We start from the raw sequence: 19,439 nt of genomic DNA, 5'->3' as shown, positions 1-19,439 counted from the left end.
CTTTGTAACTTCAACCACTTGCGCTTTCGATCTCTCGTTAGCGGGAGGCGAATTCTACAGCGTTACACGCTGCTGTCAACACCTCTTTTTAACCGCTTTCGATCGAGAGGATCGAAACGCTAACAAGGCCACTTTCGCTGCCTTATCAGCTCCTTTCGGGCTTCGATGAACTGAAGCGTGACCGCTGTCGAAATCTTGGTAACTCGTTGAATCTCAAGGAGTTTTCCGTTTCGACTGCGCCGGAAGTGGGGCGAATTATAGAGACATTAAACTCGCCGTCAACACTTATTTTCAGTTTTCCATAAATAACGCCCAGAACGCCTTAAAAGGCTGTCCCGGGCAGCGTTACATGGAACGCAAAGCGCCTCTCTCTATATATAAGAAGGAAACCCCTACAACACTCCCGACCGCTTCAAGCTATCCACGGCCTCGGCCTGCATACCCAGCACGCGCTGCAGAACCTGCTGCGTATGCTCGCCCAGCAGAGGAGGGGCCTGACGATATTCCACCGGCGTCTCGGAGAGACGAATAGGGCTGGCCACCTGGGGTACCATCCCCGCCAAGGCATGCGGCAACTCCACGGCCAGGCCACGGGACACCACCTGCGGATCGGCAAACACCTGGGACAGGTCGTTGATCGGCCCACACGGCACCCCTGCCTGCTCCAGCTGGCTGACCCACTGCGCCGTAGTCTTGAACACCGTCGCCTGGCGAATCAGCGGAATCAGCACCGCACGATTGGCCACCCGTAGCTTGTTGGTGACGAACCGAGGGTCATCCGCCCACTGCGGCTGGCCCGCCACTTCGGCAAACTTGCGAAACTGCCCATCATTACCCACGGTAAGAATGAAGTCGCCATCCGCCGTCGGAAAATCCTGGTAGGGCACTATATTAGGATGGGCATTACCCAGGCGCTTGGGCGCGACCCCCGTCGTCAGGTAATTCATCGCCTGGTTCGCCAGGCAGACCACCTGGACATCCAGCAGTGCCATGTCGATATGCTGCCCGCTGCCGCCCTGGTCCCGGTGAGCCAGGGCCGCCAGGATCGCCACCGTCGAATAGAGCCCGGTCAGGATGTCGGTCAAGGCCACACCAACCTTCACCGGCCCGGCACCTTCATCACCCTCGGGGCGACCGGTCAGGCTCATCAGCCCACCCAGCCCCTGGATCATGAAGTCATAGCCCGCCCTCTTGGCATAAGGCCCCGTCTGGCCGAACCCGGTGATCGAGCAATAGATCAGGCGCGGATTGAGCGTCTTGAGCGACTCATAGTCCAGGCCATAGGCCGCCAGGCCGCCGACCTTGAAGTTCTCGATGACAATGTCCGACTTGGCCGCCAGCTCGCGCACCAGTTGCTGGCCTTCCGGACGGGTGAAGTCGATGGTCACCGATTGCTTGTTACGGTTGGCCGACAGGTAATAGGCAGCCTCCGTAGTGTTCTCGCCATAAGCGTCCTTAAGGAAGGGCGGCCCCCAGGCGCGGGTATCGTCACCATTGCCCGGGCGCTCGACCTTGATGACCTCGGCCCCCAGGTCCGCCAGGATCTGGCCGGACCATGGCCCGGCCAGGACCCGCGATAAATCCAGTACCCGTAGATGCGATAACGCGCCCATGGCCGCTCTCCTATTAATAGAACGCCTGGATACCGGTTTGTGCACGCCCCAGGATCAGCGCATGCACGTCATGGGTGCCTTCATAGGTGTTGACCACCTCCAGGTTCACCAGGTGACGGGCGATGCCGAACTCGTCGGAGATACCGTTGCCGCCCAGCATGTCGCGGGCCATGCGGGCAATATCCAGGGACTTGCCGCAGGAGTTGCGCTTCATGATCGAAGTGATTTCCACCGCCGCGGTGCCTTCATCCTTCATCCGGCCCAGGCGCAAGCAGCCTTGCAAGGCGAGAGTGATCTCGGTCTGCATGTCCGCCAGCTTCTTCTGGATCAGCTGGGTCGCCGCCAAAGGACGGCCGAACTGCTGACGATCCAGGGTGTACTGGCGAGCGGTGTGCCAGCAGAACTCGGCGGCTCCCAGGGCGCCCCAGGAAATACCGTAGCGTGCTGAGTTCAGGCAGGTGAAAGGACCTTTCAGGCCACGCACATCAGGGAAGATGTTTTCTTCCGGAACGAACACGTTATCCATGACGATCTCGCCGGTGATCGACGCCCGCAGGCCGACCTTGCCATGGATAGCCGGGGCGCTCAGGCCCTTCCAGCCCTTCTCCAGGACAAAGCCACGGATATCGCCAGCGTCGTCCTTGGCCCAGACCACGAACACATCGGCGATCGGGCTGTTGGTGATCCACATCTTGCTGCCGGTCAGGCTGTAGCCGCCATCCACCTTGCGCGCACGGGTCACCATCGCGCCCGGATCGGAGCCATGGTTAGGCTCGGTCAGGCCGAAGCAGCCAATCCACTCACCGGAAGCCAACTTCGGCAGGTACTTCTGCTTTTGCGCCTCGGTGCCGAATTCGTTGATCGGCACCATCACCAGGGACGACTGCACGCTCATCATCGAGCGGTAACCGGAATCCACACGCTCCACTTCACGGGCGATCAGGCCGTAGCACACGTAGTTCAGGCCACTGCCGCCGTATTGCTCGGGAATGGTCGCCCCCAGCAGGCCCACTTCACCCATCTCGCGGAAGATCGCCGGATCGGTCTGCTCATGGCGGAAAGCCTCCAGGACCCGCGGCATCAGCTTGCCCTGGGCAAACTGCTCGGCGCTGTCGCGCACCATGCGCTCTTCTTCGGTCAGTTGCTGATCCAGCAGAAGGGGATCGATCCAGTTGAAGCTTGCTTTGCCGCCCATGGGAGAGTCCTCGTGAAGTAGGCCAACTATCGTGGATTGATCCTAGGCCTGGTCGTCGCCCCGGGCAAACGAGGATTTCGCATACTGTTGTGCTAATTTCTCACTTCGAAATGGCGACAAGTGCCATTTACAGCATTCATTAGTGAGATTGCCGTACATGCGCAGAAAAATCCCCAGCACCGCCGCGCTCATCAGCTTCGAAGCCGCCGCCCGTCACGAGAGCTTCACCAAGGCTGCCCTGGAGCTATCCCTGACCCAGGGCGCGGTGTGTCGACAGATCGCCAGCCTGGAGGAGTTCCTCGGCGTCGAGCTGTTCCGCCGCTCCCGACGCGGGGTCAAGCTGACCGAGGCCGGCCTGTCCTATAGCCGCCGGGTCGCCACCCAGCTGGATGCAGTGGAACGCGACACGCTATCGGTGATGGGGCAGCAGGGCGCCAACGTCATCGAACTGGCCGTGGTCCCGACCTTCGGCACCCAATGGCTGCTGCCACGCCTCAAGGACTTCCAGCAACGGCACCCGGACGTCACCGTCAACCTGACCAACCGCACCCGGCCATTCCTGTTCGCCGATACTCCCTTCGACGCTGCCATCTACTTCGGCGACGCCGATTGGTCCGGCACCCAGTCCCACCGTTTGATGGACGAACACCCCATGCCGGTATGCAGCCCGGCCATGCTGGGCGAACTTCAACAGTTATCCCCCGAAGCCATTGCCGAACTGCCCCTGCTACAGCAGACCACCCGGCCCTACGCCTGGCGCCAATGGTTCAACTCCCAGCAGTTGAACATCCCCCGCGACATGACAGGCCCACGCTACGAGCTATTCTCAATGCTTGCCCAGGCCGCCATGCACGACATGGGCATCGCCTTGATCCCGCCGTTCCTGATCCAGCGTGAACTGGCGGAGAAGCGCCTGGTGATCGCCAACCCCAAGGCCCTGTCGAGCATCAAGGCGTATTACCTGATGATTCCCGAGCGGAAGGTCGAGTCAGCCTCGCTACGGGCATTTCGCGATTGGCTGGTACACCAGGCACACAGCTATACCCTGGAAAACTAAGGCCTCCAGCCTTACTTGACCTCGTAGTCAGAAAAATCAAAGCACTACAGATATAACTATTTGTCGCATATAGACAGACTGTACCGACATCGACCAAAAACCTTCTCCAAGCAGCTAACCACGTGGGTTGTAGGGTTTATTGGCAGACAATGTATGTGCATTCATGTCACCAATGCGAAAAAACTTAAATTTACGGTAAAACCCTTGAAAGCCACGGCCTACAAGGCCTAAGCCCAGGGGGTTGCGACATTCGGTCACGGGGTGACTTGTAGTTAATTTTCCGTCACTAGTCAGAATGCCTTGAAGGCCTCAAAGTTCGCCTGCAAAATGCCGCGCCCCGCTGTGATTTCAGCGGGATCGTGCTGATCGGCCGCCCCAGCGCCCCTGCGTAGTGCGCTGGCCTTCTAAGAAAGATCGCAAGCAATAAGATCAAGCAGGAGATTTGACGTGCACATTGGTGTTCCTCTCGAAACCCAGACAGGTGAAACGCGGGTTGCTGCAACCCCGGAAACCATCAAGAAGCTGATCGGCCAGGGTCATAAAGTCACTGTGCAAAGCGGCGCCGGCATCAACGCCAGCGTTCCCGACAGTGCCTACGAAGCGGCAGGGGCGACCATTGGCAACGCCAACGATGCCTTTGGCGCCGAGCTGATCCTCAAGGTAGTAGCCCCCAACGACAGCGAGCTGGCTCTGATCAAGAGCGGGACCGTCCTGGTAGGCATGCTCAACCCGTTCAGCAATGAAACCATCGCCAAGCTGGCCGAACGCGGGATCACCGCCTTCGCCCTGGAAGCTGCGCCGCGCACTTCTCGGGCCCAGAGCCTGGACGTGCTGTCGTCCCAGGCCAACATCGCCGGCTACAAGGCCGTGCTGCTGGCAGCCCACTACTACCCGCGCTTCATGCCGATGCTGATGACCGCCGCCGGTACCGTTAAGGCCGCCCGTGTGCTGATCCTCGGCGCCGGCGTGGCTGGCCTGCAAGCCATCGCCACGGCCAAGCGCCTGGGTGCGGTGATCGAGGCTTCCGACGTACGCCCGGCGGTCAAGGAGCAGATCGAATCCCTGGGTGCCAAGTTCGTCGACGTCCCTTACGAAACCGATGAAGAGCGCGAATGCGCCGAAGGCGTTGGTGGCTACGCTCGCCCGATGCCAGCCAGTTGGATGCAGCGCCAGGCCCTGGCCGTGCACGAGCGCGCCAAGCAGGCGGACGTGGTCATCACCACCGCCCTGATCCCCGGCCGCAAGGCGCCGACACTGCTGAGCGCCGATACCGTGGCCCAGATGAAGCCCGGCTCGGTGGTCATCGACCTGGCCGCCGCCCAGGGCGGCAACTGCCCGCTGACCGTGGCTGACCAGGTGGTGGTCGAGAACGGGGTGACCATCGTCGGCCCGACCAACCTCGCCGGCGCAGTAGCTGCCGACGCGTCGGCCCTGTATGCCCGCAACCTGCTGGACTTCCTGAAGCTTGTCTTCACCAAAGAAGGGCAGTTCGACGTCAACCTCGAAGACGACATCGTCGCCGCGTGCCTGATGTGCCGCGACGGCCAAGTCATCCGCAAAAACGCCTAAGCAGGGATTCAGACGATGGAAGAGCTCATCTCCCCCGGTATCTACAACCTGATCATCTTCGTGCTGGCGATCTATGTCGGTTATCACGTGGTCTGGAACGTCACACCCGCACTGCACACACCGCTGATGGCGGTGACCAACGCCATTTCCGCGATCGTCATTGTCGGCGCCATGCTGGCCGCCGCCCTGACCGTAACCCCGCTGGGCAAGACCATGGGCACCCTGGCCGTGGCCCTGGCCGCGGTTAACGTGTTCGGTGGCTTCCTGGTCACCCGCCGCATGCTGGAAATGTTCAAGAAGAAAGCGCCCAAAGCCAAAGAAGAGGTGCAGAAATAATGAGCATGAACCTGGTAACCACCCTCTACCTGATCGCCTCGGTGTGCTTCATCCAGGCGCTCAAGGGGCTTTCGCACCCGACCACGTCGCGCCGCGGCAACCTGTTCGGCATGCTGGGCATGGCCCTGGCGGTACTGACCACCGTCGGCCTGATCTACAAGCTCGGCGCCGAGCTCGCCACCGCCGGTATCGGCTATGTGATCGTCGGCCTGCTGATCGGCGGCACCGCCGGCTCGATCATGGCCAAGCGCGTCGAAATGACCAAGATGCCTGAGCTCGTGGCCTTCATGCACAGCATGATCGGCCTGGCCGCGGTGTTCATCGCCATCGCCGCCGTGGTCGAGCCGCAGTCCCTGGGCATCGTCAAGCAGCTGGGCGACTCGATCCCCACCGGCAACCGCCTGGAGCTGTTCCTCGGCGCGGCCATCGGTGCCATCACCTTCTCCGGTTCGGTGATTGCCTTTGGAAAGCTGTCGGGCAAGTACAAGTTCCGCCTGTTCCAGGGCGCACCGGTACAGTTCGCCGGCCAGCACAAGCTGAACCTGGTACTGGGCCTGGCTACCCTGGGCCTGGGCATCACCTTCATGGTCACCGGCAACCTGGGCGCCTTCGCCCTGATGCTGGCCCTGGCCTTCATCATGGGCGTGCTGATCATCATCCCTATCGGCGGCGCCGACATGCCGGTGGTGGTGTCGATGCTCAACAGCTATTCGGGCTGGGCGGCGGCGGGCATCGGCTTCTCGCTGAACAACTCGATGCTGATCATCGCCGGCTCCCTGGTGGGCTCCAGCGGCGCAATCCTCTCGTACATCATGTGCAAGGCGATGAACCGCTCGTTCTTCAACGTGCTGCTCGGCGGCTTCGGCAACAGCGCCGATGCCGGCGGTCCAGCTGGCGCCCAGGAGGCCCGCCCGGTGAAGTCCGGCTCGGCCGACGACGCGACCTTCCTGCTGACCAACGCCGACACTGTGATCATCGTGCCCGGCTACGGCCTGGCGGTGGCACGCGCCCAGCACGCGCTGAAGGAACTCACCGAGAAACTGGTCCACCGTGGCGTGACCGTGAAGTACGCGATCCACCCGGTGGCAGGGCGCATGCCTGGCCATATGAACGTGCTCCTGGCCGAGGCAGAAGTGCCCTACGACCAGGTGTTCGAGATGGAGGACATCAACTCCGAGTTCGGACAGGCCGACGTGGTGCTGGTGCTCGGCGCCAACGACGTGGTCAACCCGGCAGCGAAGAACGATCCGAAATCGCCCATCGCCGGCATGCCGATCCTGGAGGCCTTCAAGGCCAAGACCGTCATCGTCAACAAGCGCTCCATGGCCAGCGGCTATGCCGGCCTGGACAACGAACTGTTCTACCTGGACAAGACCATGATGGTCTTCGGCGACGCCAAGAAGGTCATCGAAGACATGGTCAAAGCCGTCGAATAACCCTGCTGTAGCGCAATACCCCAAACCTCAGCCTTTAGTAGGCTGGGGTTTTTTATTTATACCAGCAAGCCGACGGAAGGCTCTGGAACGGGCCCCTTCATTCGACCTTTGTCGCGGGGCGTTTTTTTTGGAAATCACTAGACTGCGCTTCTTGCTTTCGTTGCCCGAGATAACAATCCATGTACCGTGATCGTATCCGCTTGCCTTCGTTGTTGGATAAGGTGATGAGCGCTGCAGACGCTGCCGCTCTGATTGAGGACGGCATGACCGTCGGCATGAGCGGCTTCACCCGCGCCGGTGAAGCCAAGGCCGTGCCCCATGCCCTGGCCGAACGGGCCAAGGTGTCACCGCTTAAAATCAGCCTGATGACCGGCGCCAGCCTGGGCAACGACCTGGACAAGGAACTGACCGAGGCCGGCGTACTGGCCCGGCGCATGCCGTTCCAGGTGGACAGCACCCTGCGCAAGGCGATCAACGCCGGCAAAGTGATGTTCATCGACCAGCACCTGTCGGAAACCGTCGAACAACTGCGCAACCAGCAGCTCAAGCTGCCGGACATCGCCGTGATCGAGGCGGTGGCCATTACCGAGCAGGGGCACATCGTGCCGACCACCTCGGTGGGCAACTCCGCCAGCTTCGCGATCTTCGCCAAGCAAGTGATCGTTGAGATCAACATGGCGCACAACCCGAACCTGGAAGGGCTGCACGACATCTATATCCCGACCTATCGCCCAACCCGCACGCCGATCCCGCTGGTGAAGGTCGACGACCGCATCGGCAGCACCGCCATCCCGATCCCGGCGGACAAGATCGCCGCCATCGTCATCACCGACCAGTCCGACTCGCCATCCACTGTCTCGACCCCGGACAGCGAGACCCAGGGCATCGCCAACCACCTGATCGACTTCCTCAAGCGGGAAGTGGAGGCCGGGCGCATGAGCAACAAGCTCGGCCCGCTGCAGGCCGGCATCGGCAACATCGCCAACGCGGTGATGTGCGGCCTGATCGAGTCGCCCTTCGAAAACCTGACCATGTACTCCGAAGTACTGCAGGACTCGACCTTCGACCTGATCGACGCCGGCAAGCTGAGCTTCGCCTCGGGCAGCTCCATTACCCTGTCGAGCCGGCGCAACGCCGATGTGTTCGGCAACCTGGAGCGCTACAAGGACAAGCTGGTGCTGCGCCCGCAGGAGATCTCCAACCACCCCGAAGTGGTACGGCGCCTGGGCATCATCGGTATCAACACCGCGCTGGAGTTCGACATCTACGGCAACGTCAACTCCACCCACGTCTGCGGCACCAGGATGATGAACGGCATCGGCGGCTCGGGTGACTTCGCCCGTAACGCGCACCTGGCGATCTTCGTTACCAAGTCGATCGCCAAGGACGGGGCTATTTCCAGCGTGGTGCCCATGGTCAGCCATGTGGACCACACCGAGCACGACGTCGACATCCTCGTCACCGAAATCGGCCTGGCCGACCTGCGCGGCCTGGCGCCCCGGGAGCGGGCACGGGTGATCATCGACAACTGCGTGCATCCGTCCTACCGCGACGCCCTCAACGATTACTTCACCAAGGCCTGCGCCCTGGGTGGCCACACCCCGCACATCCTGCGTGAAGCCCTGAGCTGGCACATCAACCTGGAAGAAACCGGGAAGATGCTCGCCGAGTGATGGATACAGTCGGCGGCTGACGCAAGCACAGTTGCGCCAGCCCGCCGACTTCATTTCTACAGCGTTGCAAAAACTGTACTGCTGTACCGGTCTTTTCCCCGCCTGAAACCGCCACCCGCCCGCCAAAAACCCGCGAAATGCACCAAAAAGGTGCTGACAGGTACAGTTGTGCCATTTCGGAACAGTACAGCCCCTATAAACAGTTAACTGGTCATTCACAATACAGGTGAACTGTATCTACAGAGTCTTGCGCCGGAGGAGGATCATGGGCACCAGTTAAACCACTACCTGATCCCGCCACAAGCGGAAGGATGTCAACCATGGAACGTACACTCAGTTCCGAACTGTTCTTCGAAGACAAGGCTGCAAAATCCCAGGCTTCCATGCCTCTGCGTATCATCGCCAACCTGATGCTGTGGCAGCGCCGCATCTCCAGCCGCCATCAACTGGCTCGCCTGGACTCGCGTCTGCTGGCCGATGCCGGGATCAGCGAAGCACAACGCTACGAAGAGCTGAGCAAGCCGTTCTGGCGCTAACTCAGCGTCGCTGGCCCTGACCCACCGGGTCCACCGCCAGCACCCCGAATTGCATTAACAAGACCCGCCACGGGAAACCGCGGCGGGTCTTGTCGTTTCTGGCCTGAAAAACCCTGGAGCCCGGCGTACAGCCTCGGTCGATAGCGACAAGTACAGTTTTAAATAATTCAAAACTGAACCAGTACAATTTTCCCCTGGTGTACCTGTCCGCGCCTGCTGGCACTGCTCATCATGTGACCTACGGGAACAATGCCCGGCCTTTCATCGAGGATCGCATCATGAACTCATCAGTCAGGCACACCGGCCTCCAGGCCTTGCACACTTGGTTGGACGCTTTCAGGAACATGCAGGAACGAAGCAGGACCCGTCGGCTGCTGGCCCAACTGGATGAGCGACAACTGGCAGACAGCGGCATCAGTCATTGCGAAAGGGCAGCAGAACTGCGCAAACCTTTCTGGCGGACCTGAGCAGGTATGGGCGAACAGAACGGCTGAGCCTAATATCAGTCCTGACGTGGCGATTCTCGCTCGAGCTGCGTCAGAGCTATCAGACACAGCACCTCGCAGTGACTGCCCGGCGTCTCACTCAGCGCCCTTCATCTGTCTGTTCATCTACAGGAGTTATCCATGTCCCGTCTCCGCTTGCTTAGCGCTGCCGCACTGCTGGCCCTGGCCGCCAACGCCCACGCCACCAGCCTGATCGTGACCACCGATGCCATCGTCGGCGCGCTCAAGGCCACCTCCGATGCCACCTCCGACGCCACATCCTCCCTGCGCGACCACAAGATCGTCCGTGCTGCCCGGGATGACGCCGCCAGCTTCGTCGCCACCGATGGCGCCATTCGCGGCGTGAAACTGGAAAGCGCCTTCGCCCACATCCGCCAGCAGGCCCCACTGCTGCAACAGGCCACGGACGCACAACTGGCCCAGGCCATCCTGGCCATCTGAGCATCGTCGACTTCAGGTGCAGCTACGCACCTGGAGCCCTCTGCGCTGGTCCTCCGGCGGTCATTGCGCTAGCCTTGGCCGCTGGTTTTCAGCTGTAGAGACCCATGGGTTTGTTCCGCATCACGCTTATCCCTCCCGTATTGATCGTCCTTGGTTGGACCAACCTGGCACAGGCAATGGACCTGAGCACCCAGAGCTCGGTCATCACCGCCTACGCTACTAGCCAGGTGACCTCCGCGCCCTTCGACCATAAACTTGTACTTGCCGCCCAGGATGACGCCGCTGCCTTCGTTGCAACGGACGGTCGACTGCTTGGTGCGCGCCTGGAGTCAGCGCTGAAATATCTGCGCCACGCCCCGGCAAAACTTCATGCCAGCGACCTTGAACTGGCGCAGGCAATTCTCGTCCAATAGCCACCCCTGTTATTCCGGAGTCGTTCCATGCGTAGCCCACTGATTGCCGCCACCCTCGGCCTGTTGTTGTTGGCCGACGTGGCCCAGGCACATACCCTGGTGGCCACCAGTAACATCATCGTTCGCGCCTTCGGCCGCACGATCGATTTCACCTCGGACACCACTACATCCATCCGTGACTCCAAGATCGTTCGCGAAGCCCACGACGACGCCGCCAGCTTCGTCGCCAGCAACGGCGATATCCGTGGTGCCCAGCTGGAGGCCGCCTTCGGCACCCTGCGCTCTCGCGTACCGGAAGCTCGTGACGCGAGCGACCAGGTGCTCGCCGAAGCCATCCTCGCCCTGTGAAACCACTCTTCGCCTGGATGCTCGCGACAGCCCTGGGGTTGTCCTGTGCCAGCGCCCAAGCCGAGTTGAAGCTGCGCCTGAAGACCGACGGCCTGAACCCGCAGCAACAACAAGCCAGCCAGGCGCTGCTGGATGAAGCGATGCAGGCTTTGCCGCCACGCTTCATCCAGCAACTGGACCGCACCATCGACGTCGGCTGGACCGACCGCATGCCGGACAACGCCTATGGCGAGGCCTCCCTGGTCGCGGAGCTGGACCTGAACCGCGCACTGCTACCCAGCCTCGCCGATGGTTCTGCCGCCACCCAGAAGACCCATCGCCCCCATGGCACCGTGCGCCGGGAAATGCTCGCCACCGTGCTCCATGAGCTGACCCATATCTATGATCGTGCGCGCCTCTGGCCCAGCGCCGAGCGCAGCCTGATCCAACGCTGCACCCGCAACAACGGCACCACAGGCCTGGTGGGCCTGCCAGACGCCTGTCGCGGCCAGAACGATCGCCGCTTCACCCTGAGCGACGACCCGCGCCTGCTGGACCTGGCCGGCTGGCCGCAGTACGTCGGCCGCCGCGGGGAGCGTGAGCAGCACAACCGCCAGGTTGCCCGCAGCCCCGACCTCTACGAGACGACCAATCCCAAAGAGTTCGTCGCGGTGAACATGGAGTACTTCCTCCTCGACCCGAGCTACGCCTGCCGGCGTCCGGCGCTATATCGCTACTACCAGGAGCACTTCGGTTGGGCACCAGCCGCCAAGGACACCTGCGCCAAGTCCTTTGCGTTCCTCAATGCCGGCAACGACTTTGCCAAGACGCCCCTGGGGAAGGTCGACCCGGAGCGGGTCTACGCGGTGGACTACCTGCTGGCCGAAGCCAACCAGAACTGGGTCAGTCGCTGGGGCCACAGCATGCTGCGCCTGGTGATCTGCGCGCCGGGCCGGCCTCGTGGGCCGGATTGCCGGCTGGACCTGGACCAGCACCTGGTTCTGTCCTATCGCGCTTTCGTCGGTGACGTGCAGCTCTCCAGCTGGGACGGCCTGGTGGGCAAGTACCCGTCACGCCTGTTCATCCTGCCGCTGTCCCAGGTGATCGACGAGTACACCAAGACCGAGCTGCGCAGCCTGGCCTCGGTGCCCCTGAACCTCTCGCGCAGCGAGATCGAGGAAGTGGTGGAGCACGCCGCCGAAATGCACTGGAGCTACGACGGCAACTATTACTTCCTGTCCAACAACTGCGCCGTGGAAAGCCTCAAGCTGCTGCGTAGCGGCAGCAACAACCAGCAACTGGTTGGCCTGGACAGCATCATGCCCAACGGTCTCCTGGAGGTGCTCAAGGGCAGGGGACTGGCCGATACCAGCGTGCTCGACGATCCTCGCGAGGCCCTGCGCCTGGGCTATCGCTTCGACTCCTTTCGCGATCGCTACCAGGCGATGTTCGAAGTCATCAAGAAGCACCTGCCGATCAAGGAAACCAGTGTCGAAGACTGGCTGTCCCTGAGCGCCGAACAGCGCCGCCAATGGTTCGACCAGGCGGACTTGCGCACCAGCGCTGCGTTGCTACTGCTGGAGCAAGCCAGTTTTCGCCGGCAGTTGCTGTTGGCCCAGGACGAGGTCAAGCAACGCTACCTGGGTGCCCGCGAGCTGAAGAACGGCGGCATGGAACAGGCCAACAAGACCTTGCAGGAAATTCTCGCCAACAGCGGCTTCCTCAGTCGCCCGGCGGAACTGCTGGGCAGCAGTGGCTATGGCCTGCCACAGCCCAGCGAATGGCAGCGCCTGGAGTCGGAAAGCAGCACGCGGCAAAAGCAACTGCAATCCTTGACCGGCGACCTGGACAAGGAAGTGCGAGCCTTGCTGGAACCGGCCCGGGCAGCCGAAATTGCCGCCAACGAAGCCAACCTCAAGCAGGTGGGTGAACACCTGCGGGCGCTGCACAAGGCCGCCGGCGGCCTGGAACTGCCATAACCGCAGCCGAACCCGCGAGGTTGCAAAAAGAACCGCAGGCCTTGCTTGGCGTTCTTGAGCGCCTCGCGACCGCGGCTACAGGGTTTCTTGCGGTTCTTGCGGCAGTTCTTCGTCAAGGTGCAGCCAGGGCAGGCGACTGTCGGTCCAGATATGCCGCTGCGCCGGGGCCTGCTCCGGGTGGTCCAGGGTGGCGATAGTGACGTCGATGCTGTCCGGGCTCAGCTGGGTGATGAGCGCCAGGTGCGCCCCGCAATCAGCGCAGAAATACCGGGCGCAACTGGCGGACGAGTCATAGCGGGCTGGGTTGGCCGCCAGCCACCTGAATGCCGAGGCGGGCAGGGTGATCCAGGTCGTGACCAAGCCGCCGCTGACCCGACGACAGATCGAACAATGGCAGTGGGCGATATCCTGCAACGGCCCACTGAATTGATAACGCACCCGGCCGCAATGGCAGCCCCCGCTGTGCAATGGGTCCATGTCCCTGCCTCCTTTGCCTTGAAGTCCTTCACTGTATGCCGCCTGTCGGGCATTGCCACAGCCGCGACTTCCTTTCTGCGGCGAAAGCTGGCTGAAAGCTTGCGCCATTAGGATCGCCTCCCACCACCGGCGACAGACCGGTTGGCCAGAGCGAGCGCACGCGCGCTCCCGGCCCTATTAACAACAACAATGGTGATTCTGATGTCCGCTCGTACCCGCCTGTTCGCTGTCCCCACTCCCGTACGCCTCGTGCTTGCCGTCCTGCGCTGATCCTTCCCGATCGCCATTCCCTAGCCGCGCTACGCCTGGAGTATTCCCATGCTGACTTTCCTTGGCTTCGCCATGGTCATCACGTTCATGTTCCTGATCATGACCAAGCGCCTGTCGGCGCTGATCGCCCTGATCATCGTGCCCATCCTGTTCGCCCTGTTCGGTGGCTTCGCGCCGAAGATCGGCCCGATGATGCTCGAAGGCATCACCAAGCTGGCCCCCACCGGCGTGATGCTGATGTTCGCCATCCTGTATTTCGCCCTGATGATCGACTCCGGCCTGTTCGACCCGGCCGTGCGCAAGATCCTCAAGCTGGTCAAGGGTGATCCGCTGAAAGTCTCGGTGGGCACTGCGGTGCTGGCCCTGGTGGTATCGCTGGACGGTGACGGTGCCACCACCTACATGATCTGCGTGGCCGCCATGCTGCCGCTGTACAGCCGCATCGGCATGAGCCCGCGGATCATGGCCGGCCTGATCATCCTCGCCGGCGGGGTGATGAACATGACCCCATGGGGCGGCCCCACCGCCCGCGCCGCCAGCGCGCTGCACGTGGACCCATCGGACATTTTCGTGCCCATGATCCCGGCGATGCTGGCCGGCGTGGTGGCGATCCTGGCCATCGCCTACCTGTACGGCAAGCGCGAGCGCGCCCGCCTGGGTGAACTGCACCTGGTTGGCGAAGAGATCGATCACAGCGAGATCAGCGTGTCGCAATACCCTGACGCTCGTCGTCCCAAGATGATCTGGTTCAACGGCGCCCTGACCTTCGCCCTGATGTGTGCCCTGATCGCCGGCCTGCTGCCGCTGCCCGTGCTGTTCATGGTGGCGTTCAGCATCGCCATGATCGTCAACTACCCCTGCCTGCAACAGCAGAAGGACCGGGTCGCGGCCCATGCTGGCAGTGTCCTGGCGGTGGTCGGGTTGATCTTCGCCGCCGGTATCTTCACCGGCATCCTGTCCGGCACCGGCATGGTCGACGCCATGTCCAAGAGCCTGCTGGCCGTGATCCCCGAAGCCCTGGGCCCTTACCTCGCGGTGATCACCGCCCTGGTGAGCATGCCGTTTACCTTCTTCATGTCCAACGATGCCTTCTACTACGGAGTCCTGCCGGTACTGGCCGAGGCTGCCAGCCACTACGGCATCACCGCGGTGGAGATGGCTCGCGCGTCGATCGTCGGCCAGCCCGTACACCTGCTCAGCCCGCTGGTACCCTCGACCTACCTGCTGGTGGCCCTGGCCGGTATCGAATTCGGCGACCACCAGCGCTTCACCCTCAAGTGGGCAGTGCTGGTCTGCCTGTGCATAATGTTCGCCGCCTTGCTGATGGGAATATTTCCCCTGTTCAGCACTCTCTAAGGCCATAGATTCTTCGCCCTGGCCGATCACCGGACAGGGCCATAACACTCGCTCAAAGGAATACACATGGAATGGCTGACCAACCCGGAGATCTGGGTTGCCTTCTTCACCTTGACCGCCCTGGAGATCGTCCTGGGCATCGACAACATCATCATGATCTCGATCCTGGTCAGCCGCATGCCCAAGCACATGCAGGCCCGTACCCGGATCTTCGGCCTGGCCCTGGCCATGATCACGCGGATCCTGCTGCTGCTGTCGATCACCTGGGTCATGCGCCTGACCGACGACCTGTTCACCGTGCTCGGCCAGGGCATCTCCGGGCGCGACCTGATCCTGTTCTTCGGTGGCCTGTTCCTGTTGTGGAAGAGCTCCCAGGAGATGTACCACGCGCTGGAAGGCGAGGATGAGACCAACGACGAGCCCAAGGGCAAGGGCGGCAAGTTCATCTACACCATCATCCAGATCGCGATCATCGACATCGTGTTCTCCCTGGACTCGGTGATCACCGCAGTGGGCATGGTTTCCCACGTACCGGTGATGGTCGCGGCGATCGTCGTCGCGGTGCTGGTGATGATGCTGGCCTCGGGCACCATCAGCGAGTTCATCGACAAGCACCCATCGCTGAAGATGCTCGCGCTGTCGTTCCTGCTGGTGGTCGGTACCGTGCTGATCGCCGAAGCCTTCGACGTGCATGTACCCAAGGGCTATGTGTACTTCGCCATGGCCTTCTCCCTGGCGGTGGAAGTCATCAACATCAAGCTGCGGACCAACCTGGCGAAGAAAAAACAGCAAGAGCCTGTGAAACTGCGCAAGGACATTCCCGGTCAATAACCCGAATGCGCTGAAATCGTCGAAATGAAAAAGGGGCTTTCGGGCCCCTTTTGCTTGCCTGGAACATGACGTTTTCATAACAGTTATGTTTCAGTCGCAAGATTAGCTGTGCGATGCTGGCGCCTAGCGCGTTAGCCGACTAAAGCTTACTGACATAACCAAGAACCGCGCGCAGCAACGTCCACTGGCCCCGCTTGGGGCTCTTCACCCCAGGGGGCCCTCTCATGCTGACCCTGCTCAATCTGCTTTCCGCCGTGGCCCTGCTGGTCTGGGGCACCCATATCGTGCGCACCGGAATCCTGCGGGTCTATGGCTCCAACCTGCGCCACGTGATCGGCCAGAACATGGCCCGCCGGCCGCTGGCCTTCATCGCCGGGATCCTGGTAACCGCCATGGTCCAGAGCAGCAACGCCACGGCCATGCTGGTGACGTCCTTCGTCGGCCAGGGGCTGATGGGCCTGACTCCGGCCCTGGCCACCATGCTCGGCGCCGATGTCGGTACCGCCTTGATGGCCCGGGTGCTGACGTTCGACCTGTCCTGGCTGTCGCCCCTGCTGATCTTCATCGGGGTGATGTTCTTCCTCTCGCGCAAGCAGACCCGCGCCGGCCAACTGGGCCGGGTCGGCATCGGCCTGGGCCTGATCATCCTGGCCCTGCAACTGATCGTGGAGGCCGCAGCGCCCATCACCCACGCCCAGGGCGTGAAGGTGCTGTTCGCCTCGCTGACCGGCGACATCCTGCTGGATGCACTGATGGGCGCAGTGTTCGCCATGGTTTCCTACTCCAGCCTGGCTGCCGTGCTACTCACCGCGACCCTGGCTGGTGCCGGGGTCATCGGCCTGCCGGTGGCCATCGGCCTGGTGATCGGCGCCAACATCGGCAGTGGCGTGCTGGCATTCCTCAGCACCAGCATGCAGAACGCCGCCGGGCGCCAGGTGGCCCTGGGCAGCTTGCTGTACAAGCTGATCGGCCTGCTGTTGATCATCCCGGTGCTCAGCCCGCTGGCACACTGGATGGACAGCCTGGACTTCAGCCCCCAGGAGGTGGTGATCGGCTTCCACTTGCTCTACAACACCGCCCGCTGCCTGTTGCTGCTGCCCAGCGTCGGTCCCATGGCCAGGCTCTGTTCCTGGCTCTTGCCCGAGCGTCCCCAGGAAAATGGCCGGGCACGGCCCCGCCACCTCGATCCGACCGCCCTGGATACACCCAGCCTGGCCCTGGCCAACGCTGCCCGGGAAACCCTGCGTATCGGCGACCTGGTGGAGAACATGCTCGAAGCCATGGGCGACGTACTGCGGGGCAAGCAGACCTCCATCACCCAGGAACTGCGGGCCCTGAGCGACGACGTCGAAGTGCTCTACAGCGCCATCAAGCTGTACCTGGCACAAATGCCTCGCGAAGACCTCAGCGAACAGGACAGCCGGCGCTGGGCCGAGATCATCGAGCTGGCGATCAACCTCAAGCTGGCCAGCGACCTGATCGAACGCATGTTGCGCAAGGTCCAGCAGCAAAAGACCTCCCAGCGCCGCTCCTTTTCCGAGGTCGGCCTGGAGGAGCTGGCCGGACTGCACGCCCAACTGCTGGCCAACCTGCGCCTGGGACTGTCGGTATTCCTCAGCGCCGATCCGGAAAGCGCCCGCCAGCTACTGCGGGAGAAGCGCCGCTTCCGCGCCCAGGAACGGCGCCTGGCCCACGCCCACGTCAGCCGCTTGCAGCGCAAGATCGTCCAGAGCATCGAGACCAGTTCGCTGCACCTGGAGCTGATCGCCGACATGAAGCGCCTCAACTCGCTGTTCTGCAGCAGCGCCTATGTGGTCCTGGAAACCTCCGACACCGGTGCCCTGGAGGTCGAGGACATGAGCGACATCACCCATTCACCCTGAACGTCCAGGATGATGTGCAGTCTCTACAACTTACGCACGTCGTAAGGAAGTTCTTGTTATGCGTTGTCTGTTACTCGCCTGCCTGCTGCTGGGCAGCGCACAAGCTTGGGCCCTGGATCGCTTCCAGGTCGAAGGCTATACCCTGCCCAATGGCTTGCAGTTGCTGCTCAAGCCCGGCAGCGAGCGCGGCCACGTGGCGATTCGCCTGGTGGTGGGCGTGGGCCTGGACGATTTCCCGTGCCACGAAAAGGAGTTGCCGCACCTGCTCGAACACCTGCTGTTCAGCGGTATCGACGCCAGCGGCGAGGGCGGCCTGGAAGAACGCATGCAGGCCCTGGGCGGCGAGTGGAATGCCTACACTAGCAATGCCGACACCACTTTCGTGATCGAGGCCCCGGCCAAGAACCAGCGCAAGGTCCTCGACCTGTTGCTCTCGCTGCTGACCCATACCCGCCTGGACGACAATGCAGTGGCCGCCGCCAAGCGGGTGGTGGAGCGTGAGGACGGCGGCCACTATTCGCACCTGCAGCGCTGGCTCGACCGCCAGGACCTTGGCCACAAGGCCAGCAACCAATTGGCCGTGGAACTGGGCCTCAAGTGTGCCGAGCGGGCCGAGGTCGACCATCTGACCCTGGCCCAGCTGGAACAGGTGCGCAAGGATTGGTACGCCCCCAACAACATGACCCTGATCGTGGTCGGCGAACTGGATCGCCTGCTGCCGGCCTACCTTGAGCGCACCTACGGCGCCCTCGAACCGGTGGAGCCAAGGGAACATCTGGAGCTGCCCCAGCTCGAAGGCCACGCGGCCCCCGTACGCGACCTGATCCGTGGCTGGGTGGGGCAGAGCGCCCAACTGCACTGGCTGTTCCCCGAGCCGGTACTGGAGCAGCAGCACAGCGAGACCTTCGACCTGCTCAAGGACTACCTGGACTGGGCGCTGTATCGCCAGCTACGCCTGACACATGAACTGTCCTACGGCCCCTGGAGCGATCGGGAGGTATTCGGCGGCGTCGGCTTCCTCAGCCTCAACGCGGACCTCGAGCGCGAGAACCTGCCCCAGGCCCGGCAAGTCGTCGAACAGCTGCGCAGCCACCTGCTCAAGGACGGGCTCGACCCCGCCACCTTCGCCCGCTTGAAACAGGCCGCCATCGACCGCCAGGCCTGGGCAGTGCAGGGCAACAGCGCCCTGGCGGACTACTACTGGAGCGCCCTGGGCGACTTCGACGATGGCCGGTTCAACGATCCGGCCAAGGCTTTGCGGGCCGTGACCCTGGACCAGGCCAACCAGGCCCTGCACCAACTGCTGCAGCAGCCAGGCTACCTGCGGATCGAAAAACCCCTGCTGGGCGACGAGCAATTGCTCTGGCTGATGGGTGGGCTGCTAGCCCTGGTGCTCCTCGGTGGCCTGGGCGTGGGCTTGTGGCGCCGTCAATCCCGATAAGCCATGACGAGCAAACCGGCAAGCCTCGAAGAGCACGACCAGCTCCCCGGGCCGGACACCCTGTACAGCATGTCCGGACAACAGCCTGCTCCCTCGCCAG

General features: G+C 62.4%; 18 protein-coding genes. 15 read left to right on the top strand and 3 right to left on the bottom strand.

The features are described from left to right. Positions 1–392: 392 nt before the first annotated feature. Both C4K39_RS00620 and C4K39_RS00615 read right to left on the bottom strand, forming a co-directional pair. Complete coding sequence (locus tag C4K39_RS00620; protein WP_124345425.1) at positions 393–1,613, bottom strand: CaiB/BaiF CoA transferase family protein; 1,221 nt, start codon at positions 1,611–1,613, stop codon at positions 393–395. Between the two features lie 13 nt (positions 1,614–1,626). After that, positions 1,627–2,808 carry an acyl-CoA dehydrogenase gene (locus tag C4K39_RS00615; RefSeq protein WP_068584271.1) on the bottom strand — a complete coding sequence of 394 codons (1,182 nt, stop codon included), beginning with the start codon at positions 2,806–2,808 and terminating at the stop codon, positions 1,627–1,629. A gap of 157 nt (positions 2,809–2,965) precedes the next feature. Here C4K39_RS00615 and C4K39_RS00610 point away from each other — a divergent pair, with 157 nt between their 5' ends. The 11 genes from C4K39_RS00610 (at position 2,966) to C4K39_RS00560 (ending at position 13,081) form a co-directional block, all read left to right on the top strand. Beyond that, the gene (locus C4K39_RS00610) at positions 2,966–3,865 is read left to right on the top strand and encodes a LysR family transcriptional regulator (protein ID WP_068584268.1); all 900 of its coding nucleotides are present in this window, start codon (positions 2,966–2,968) and stop codon (positions 3,863–3,865) included. A gap of 447 nt (positions 3,866–4,312) precedes the next feature. Beyond that, positions 4,313–5,434, top strand: coding sequence for a Re/Si-specific NAD(P)(+) transhydrogenase subunit alpha (locus tag C4K39_RS00605; protein ID WP_124345424.1), 1,122 nt, complete (start codon positions 4,313–4,315; stop codon positions 5,432–5,434). Positions 5,435–5,449: 15 nt separating this feature from the next. Continuing rightward, positions 5,450–5,770: an NAD(P) transhydrogenase subunit alpha part 2 gene (locus C4K39_RS00600; protein WP_003233786.1), complete on the top strand. Its 321-nt coding sequence runs from the start codon at positions 5,450–5,452 to the stop codon at positions 5,768–5,770. Then, positions 5,770–7,206 carry an NAD(P)(+) transhydrogenase (Re/Si-specific) subunit beta gene (locus C4K39_RS00595; RefSeq protein ID WP_068584260.1) on the top strand — a complete coding sequence of 479 codons (1,437 nt, stop codon included), beginning with the start codon at positions 5,770–5,772 and terminating at the stop codon, positions 7,204–7,206. The genes C4K39_RS00600 and C4K39_RS00595 overlap by 1 nt, the downstream gene beginning before the upstream one ends. A 179-nt stretch (positions 7,207–7,385) precedes the next feature. Next, positions 7,386–8,879 carry a succinyl-CoA:acetate CoA-transferase ScpC gene (scpC, locus tag C4K39_RS00590; RefSeq protein ID WP_068584257.1) on the top strand — a complete coding sequence of 498 codons (1,494 nt, stop codon included), beginning with the start codon at positions 7,386–7,388 and terminating at the stop codon, positions 8,877–8,879. Between the two features lie 320 nt (positions 8,880–9,199). Then, positions 9,200–9,415, top strand: a complete 216-nt coding sequence (locus C4K39_RS00585) for a DUF1127 domain-containing protein (protein WP_068589259.1) — start codon at positions 9,200–9,202, stop codon at positions 9,413–9,415. A gap of 278 nt (positions 9,416–9,693) precedes the next feature. Next, positions 9,694–9,882, top strand: coding sequence for a DUF1127 domain-containing protein (locus C4K39_RS31740; protein WP_083235705.1), 189 nt, complete (start codon positions 9,694–9,696; stop codon positions 9,880–9,882). A gap of 159 nt (positions 9,883–10,041) precedes the next feature. After that, a complete protein-coding gene (locus tag C4K39_RS00575; RefSeq protein WP_068575365.1) occupies positions 10,042–10,362 on the top strand; it encodes a DUF2388 domain-containing protein in 321 nt (106 codons plus the stop codon). 104 nt (positions 10,363–10,466) lie between these two features. Then, entirely contained in the window at positions 10,467–10,775 is a 309-nt protein-coding gene (locus tag C4K39_RS00570; protein WP_124345423.1) for a DUF2388 domain-containing protein, read from the top strand. A 27-nt stretch (positions 10,776–10,802) separates the two neighbouring features. After that, on the top strand, positions 10,803–11,123 hold the full coding sequence (locus C4K39_RS00565) for a DUF2388 domain-containing protein (RefSeq protein ID WP_068575367.1): 321 nt from the start codon (positions 10,803–10,805) through the stop codon (positions 11,121–11,123). 17 nt (positions 11,124–11,140) lie between these two features. After that, positions 11,141–13,081, top strand: a complete 1,941-nt coding sequence (locus C4K39_RS00560; protein ID WP_437179394.1) for a DUF7844 domain-containing protein — start codon at positions 11,141–11,143, stop codon at positions 13,079–13,081. A gap of 75 nt (positions 13,082–13,156) precedes the next feature. On the opposite strand, the gene C4K39_RS00555 is transcribed toward C4K39_RS00560, so the two are convergent. Beyond that, positions 13,157–13,558, bottom strand: coding sequence for a GFA family protein (locus C4K39_RS00555; RefSeq protein WP_124345421.1), 402 nt, complete (start codon positions 13,556–13,558; stop codon positions 13,157–13,159). Between the two features lie 318 nt (positions 13,559–13,876). Between C4K39_RS00555 and C4K39_RS00550 the strand changes: the two genes are divergently transcribed. The 4 genes from C4K39_RS00550 (at position 13,877) to C4K39_RS00535 (ending at position 19,339) form a co-directional block, all read left to right on the top strand. After that, positions 13,877–15,184, top strand: coding sequence for a CitMHS family transporter (locus C4K39_RS00550; protein WP_068575370.1), 1,308 nt, complete (start codon positions 13,877–13,879; stop codon positions 15,182–15,184). Between the two features lie 66 nt (positions 15,185–15,250). Continuing rightward, positions 15,251–16,015 carry a TerC family protein gene (locus C4K39_RS00545; protein ID WP_068575371.1) on the top strand — a complete coding sequence of 255 codons (765 nt, stop codon included), beginning with the start codon at positions 15,251–15,253 and terminating at the stop codon, positions 16,013–16,015. A 224-nt stretch (positions 16,016–16,239) separates the two neighbouring features. Further along, complete coding sequence (locus C4K39_RS00540; RefSeq protein WP_068575372.1) at positions 16,240–17,898, top strand: Na/Pi cotransporter family protein; 1,659 nt, start codon at positions 16,240–16,242, stop codon at positions 17,896–17,898. Positions 17,899–17,956: 58 nt separating this feature from the next. Continuing rightward, complete coding sequence (locus C4K39_RS00535) at positions 17,957–19,339, top strand: M16 family metallopeptidase (RefSeq protein ID WP_124345420.1); 1,383 nt, start codon at positions 17,957–17,959, stop codon at positions 19,337–19,339. Positions 19,340–19,439 lie beyond the last annotated feature (100 nt).

It is taken from the genome of Pseudomonas sessilinigenes (genome assembly GCF_003850565.1).
Classification (GTDB): domain Bacteria; phylum Pseudomonadota; class Gammaproteobacteria; order Pseudomonadales; family Pseudomonadaceae; genus Aquipseudomonas; species Aquipseudomonas sessilinigenes.
The sequence above is the reverse complement of the archived record's forward strand: the minus strand, read 5'-3'. Positions and strand labels throughout refer to the sequence as shown.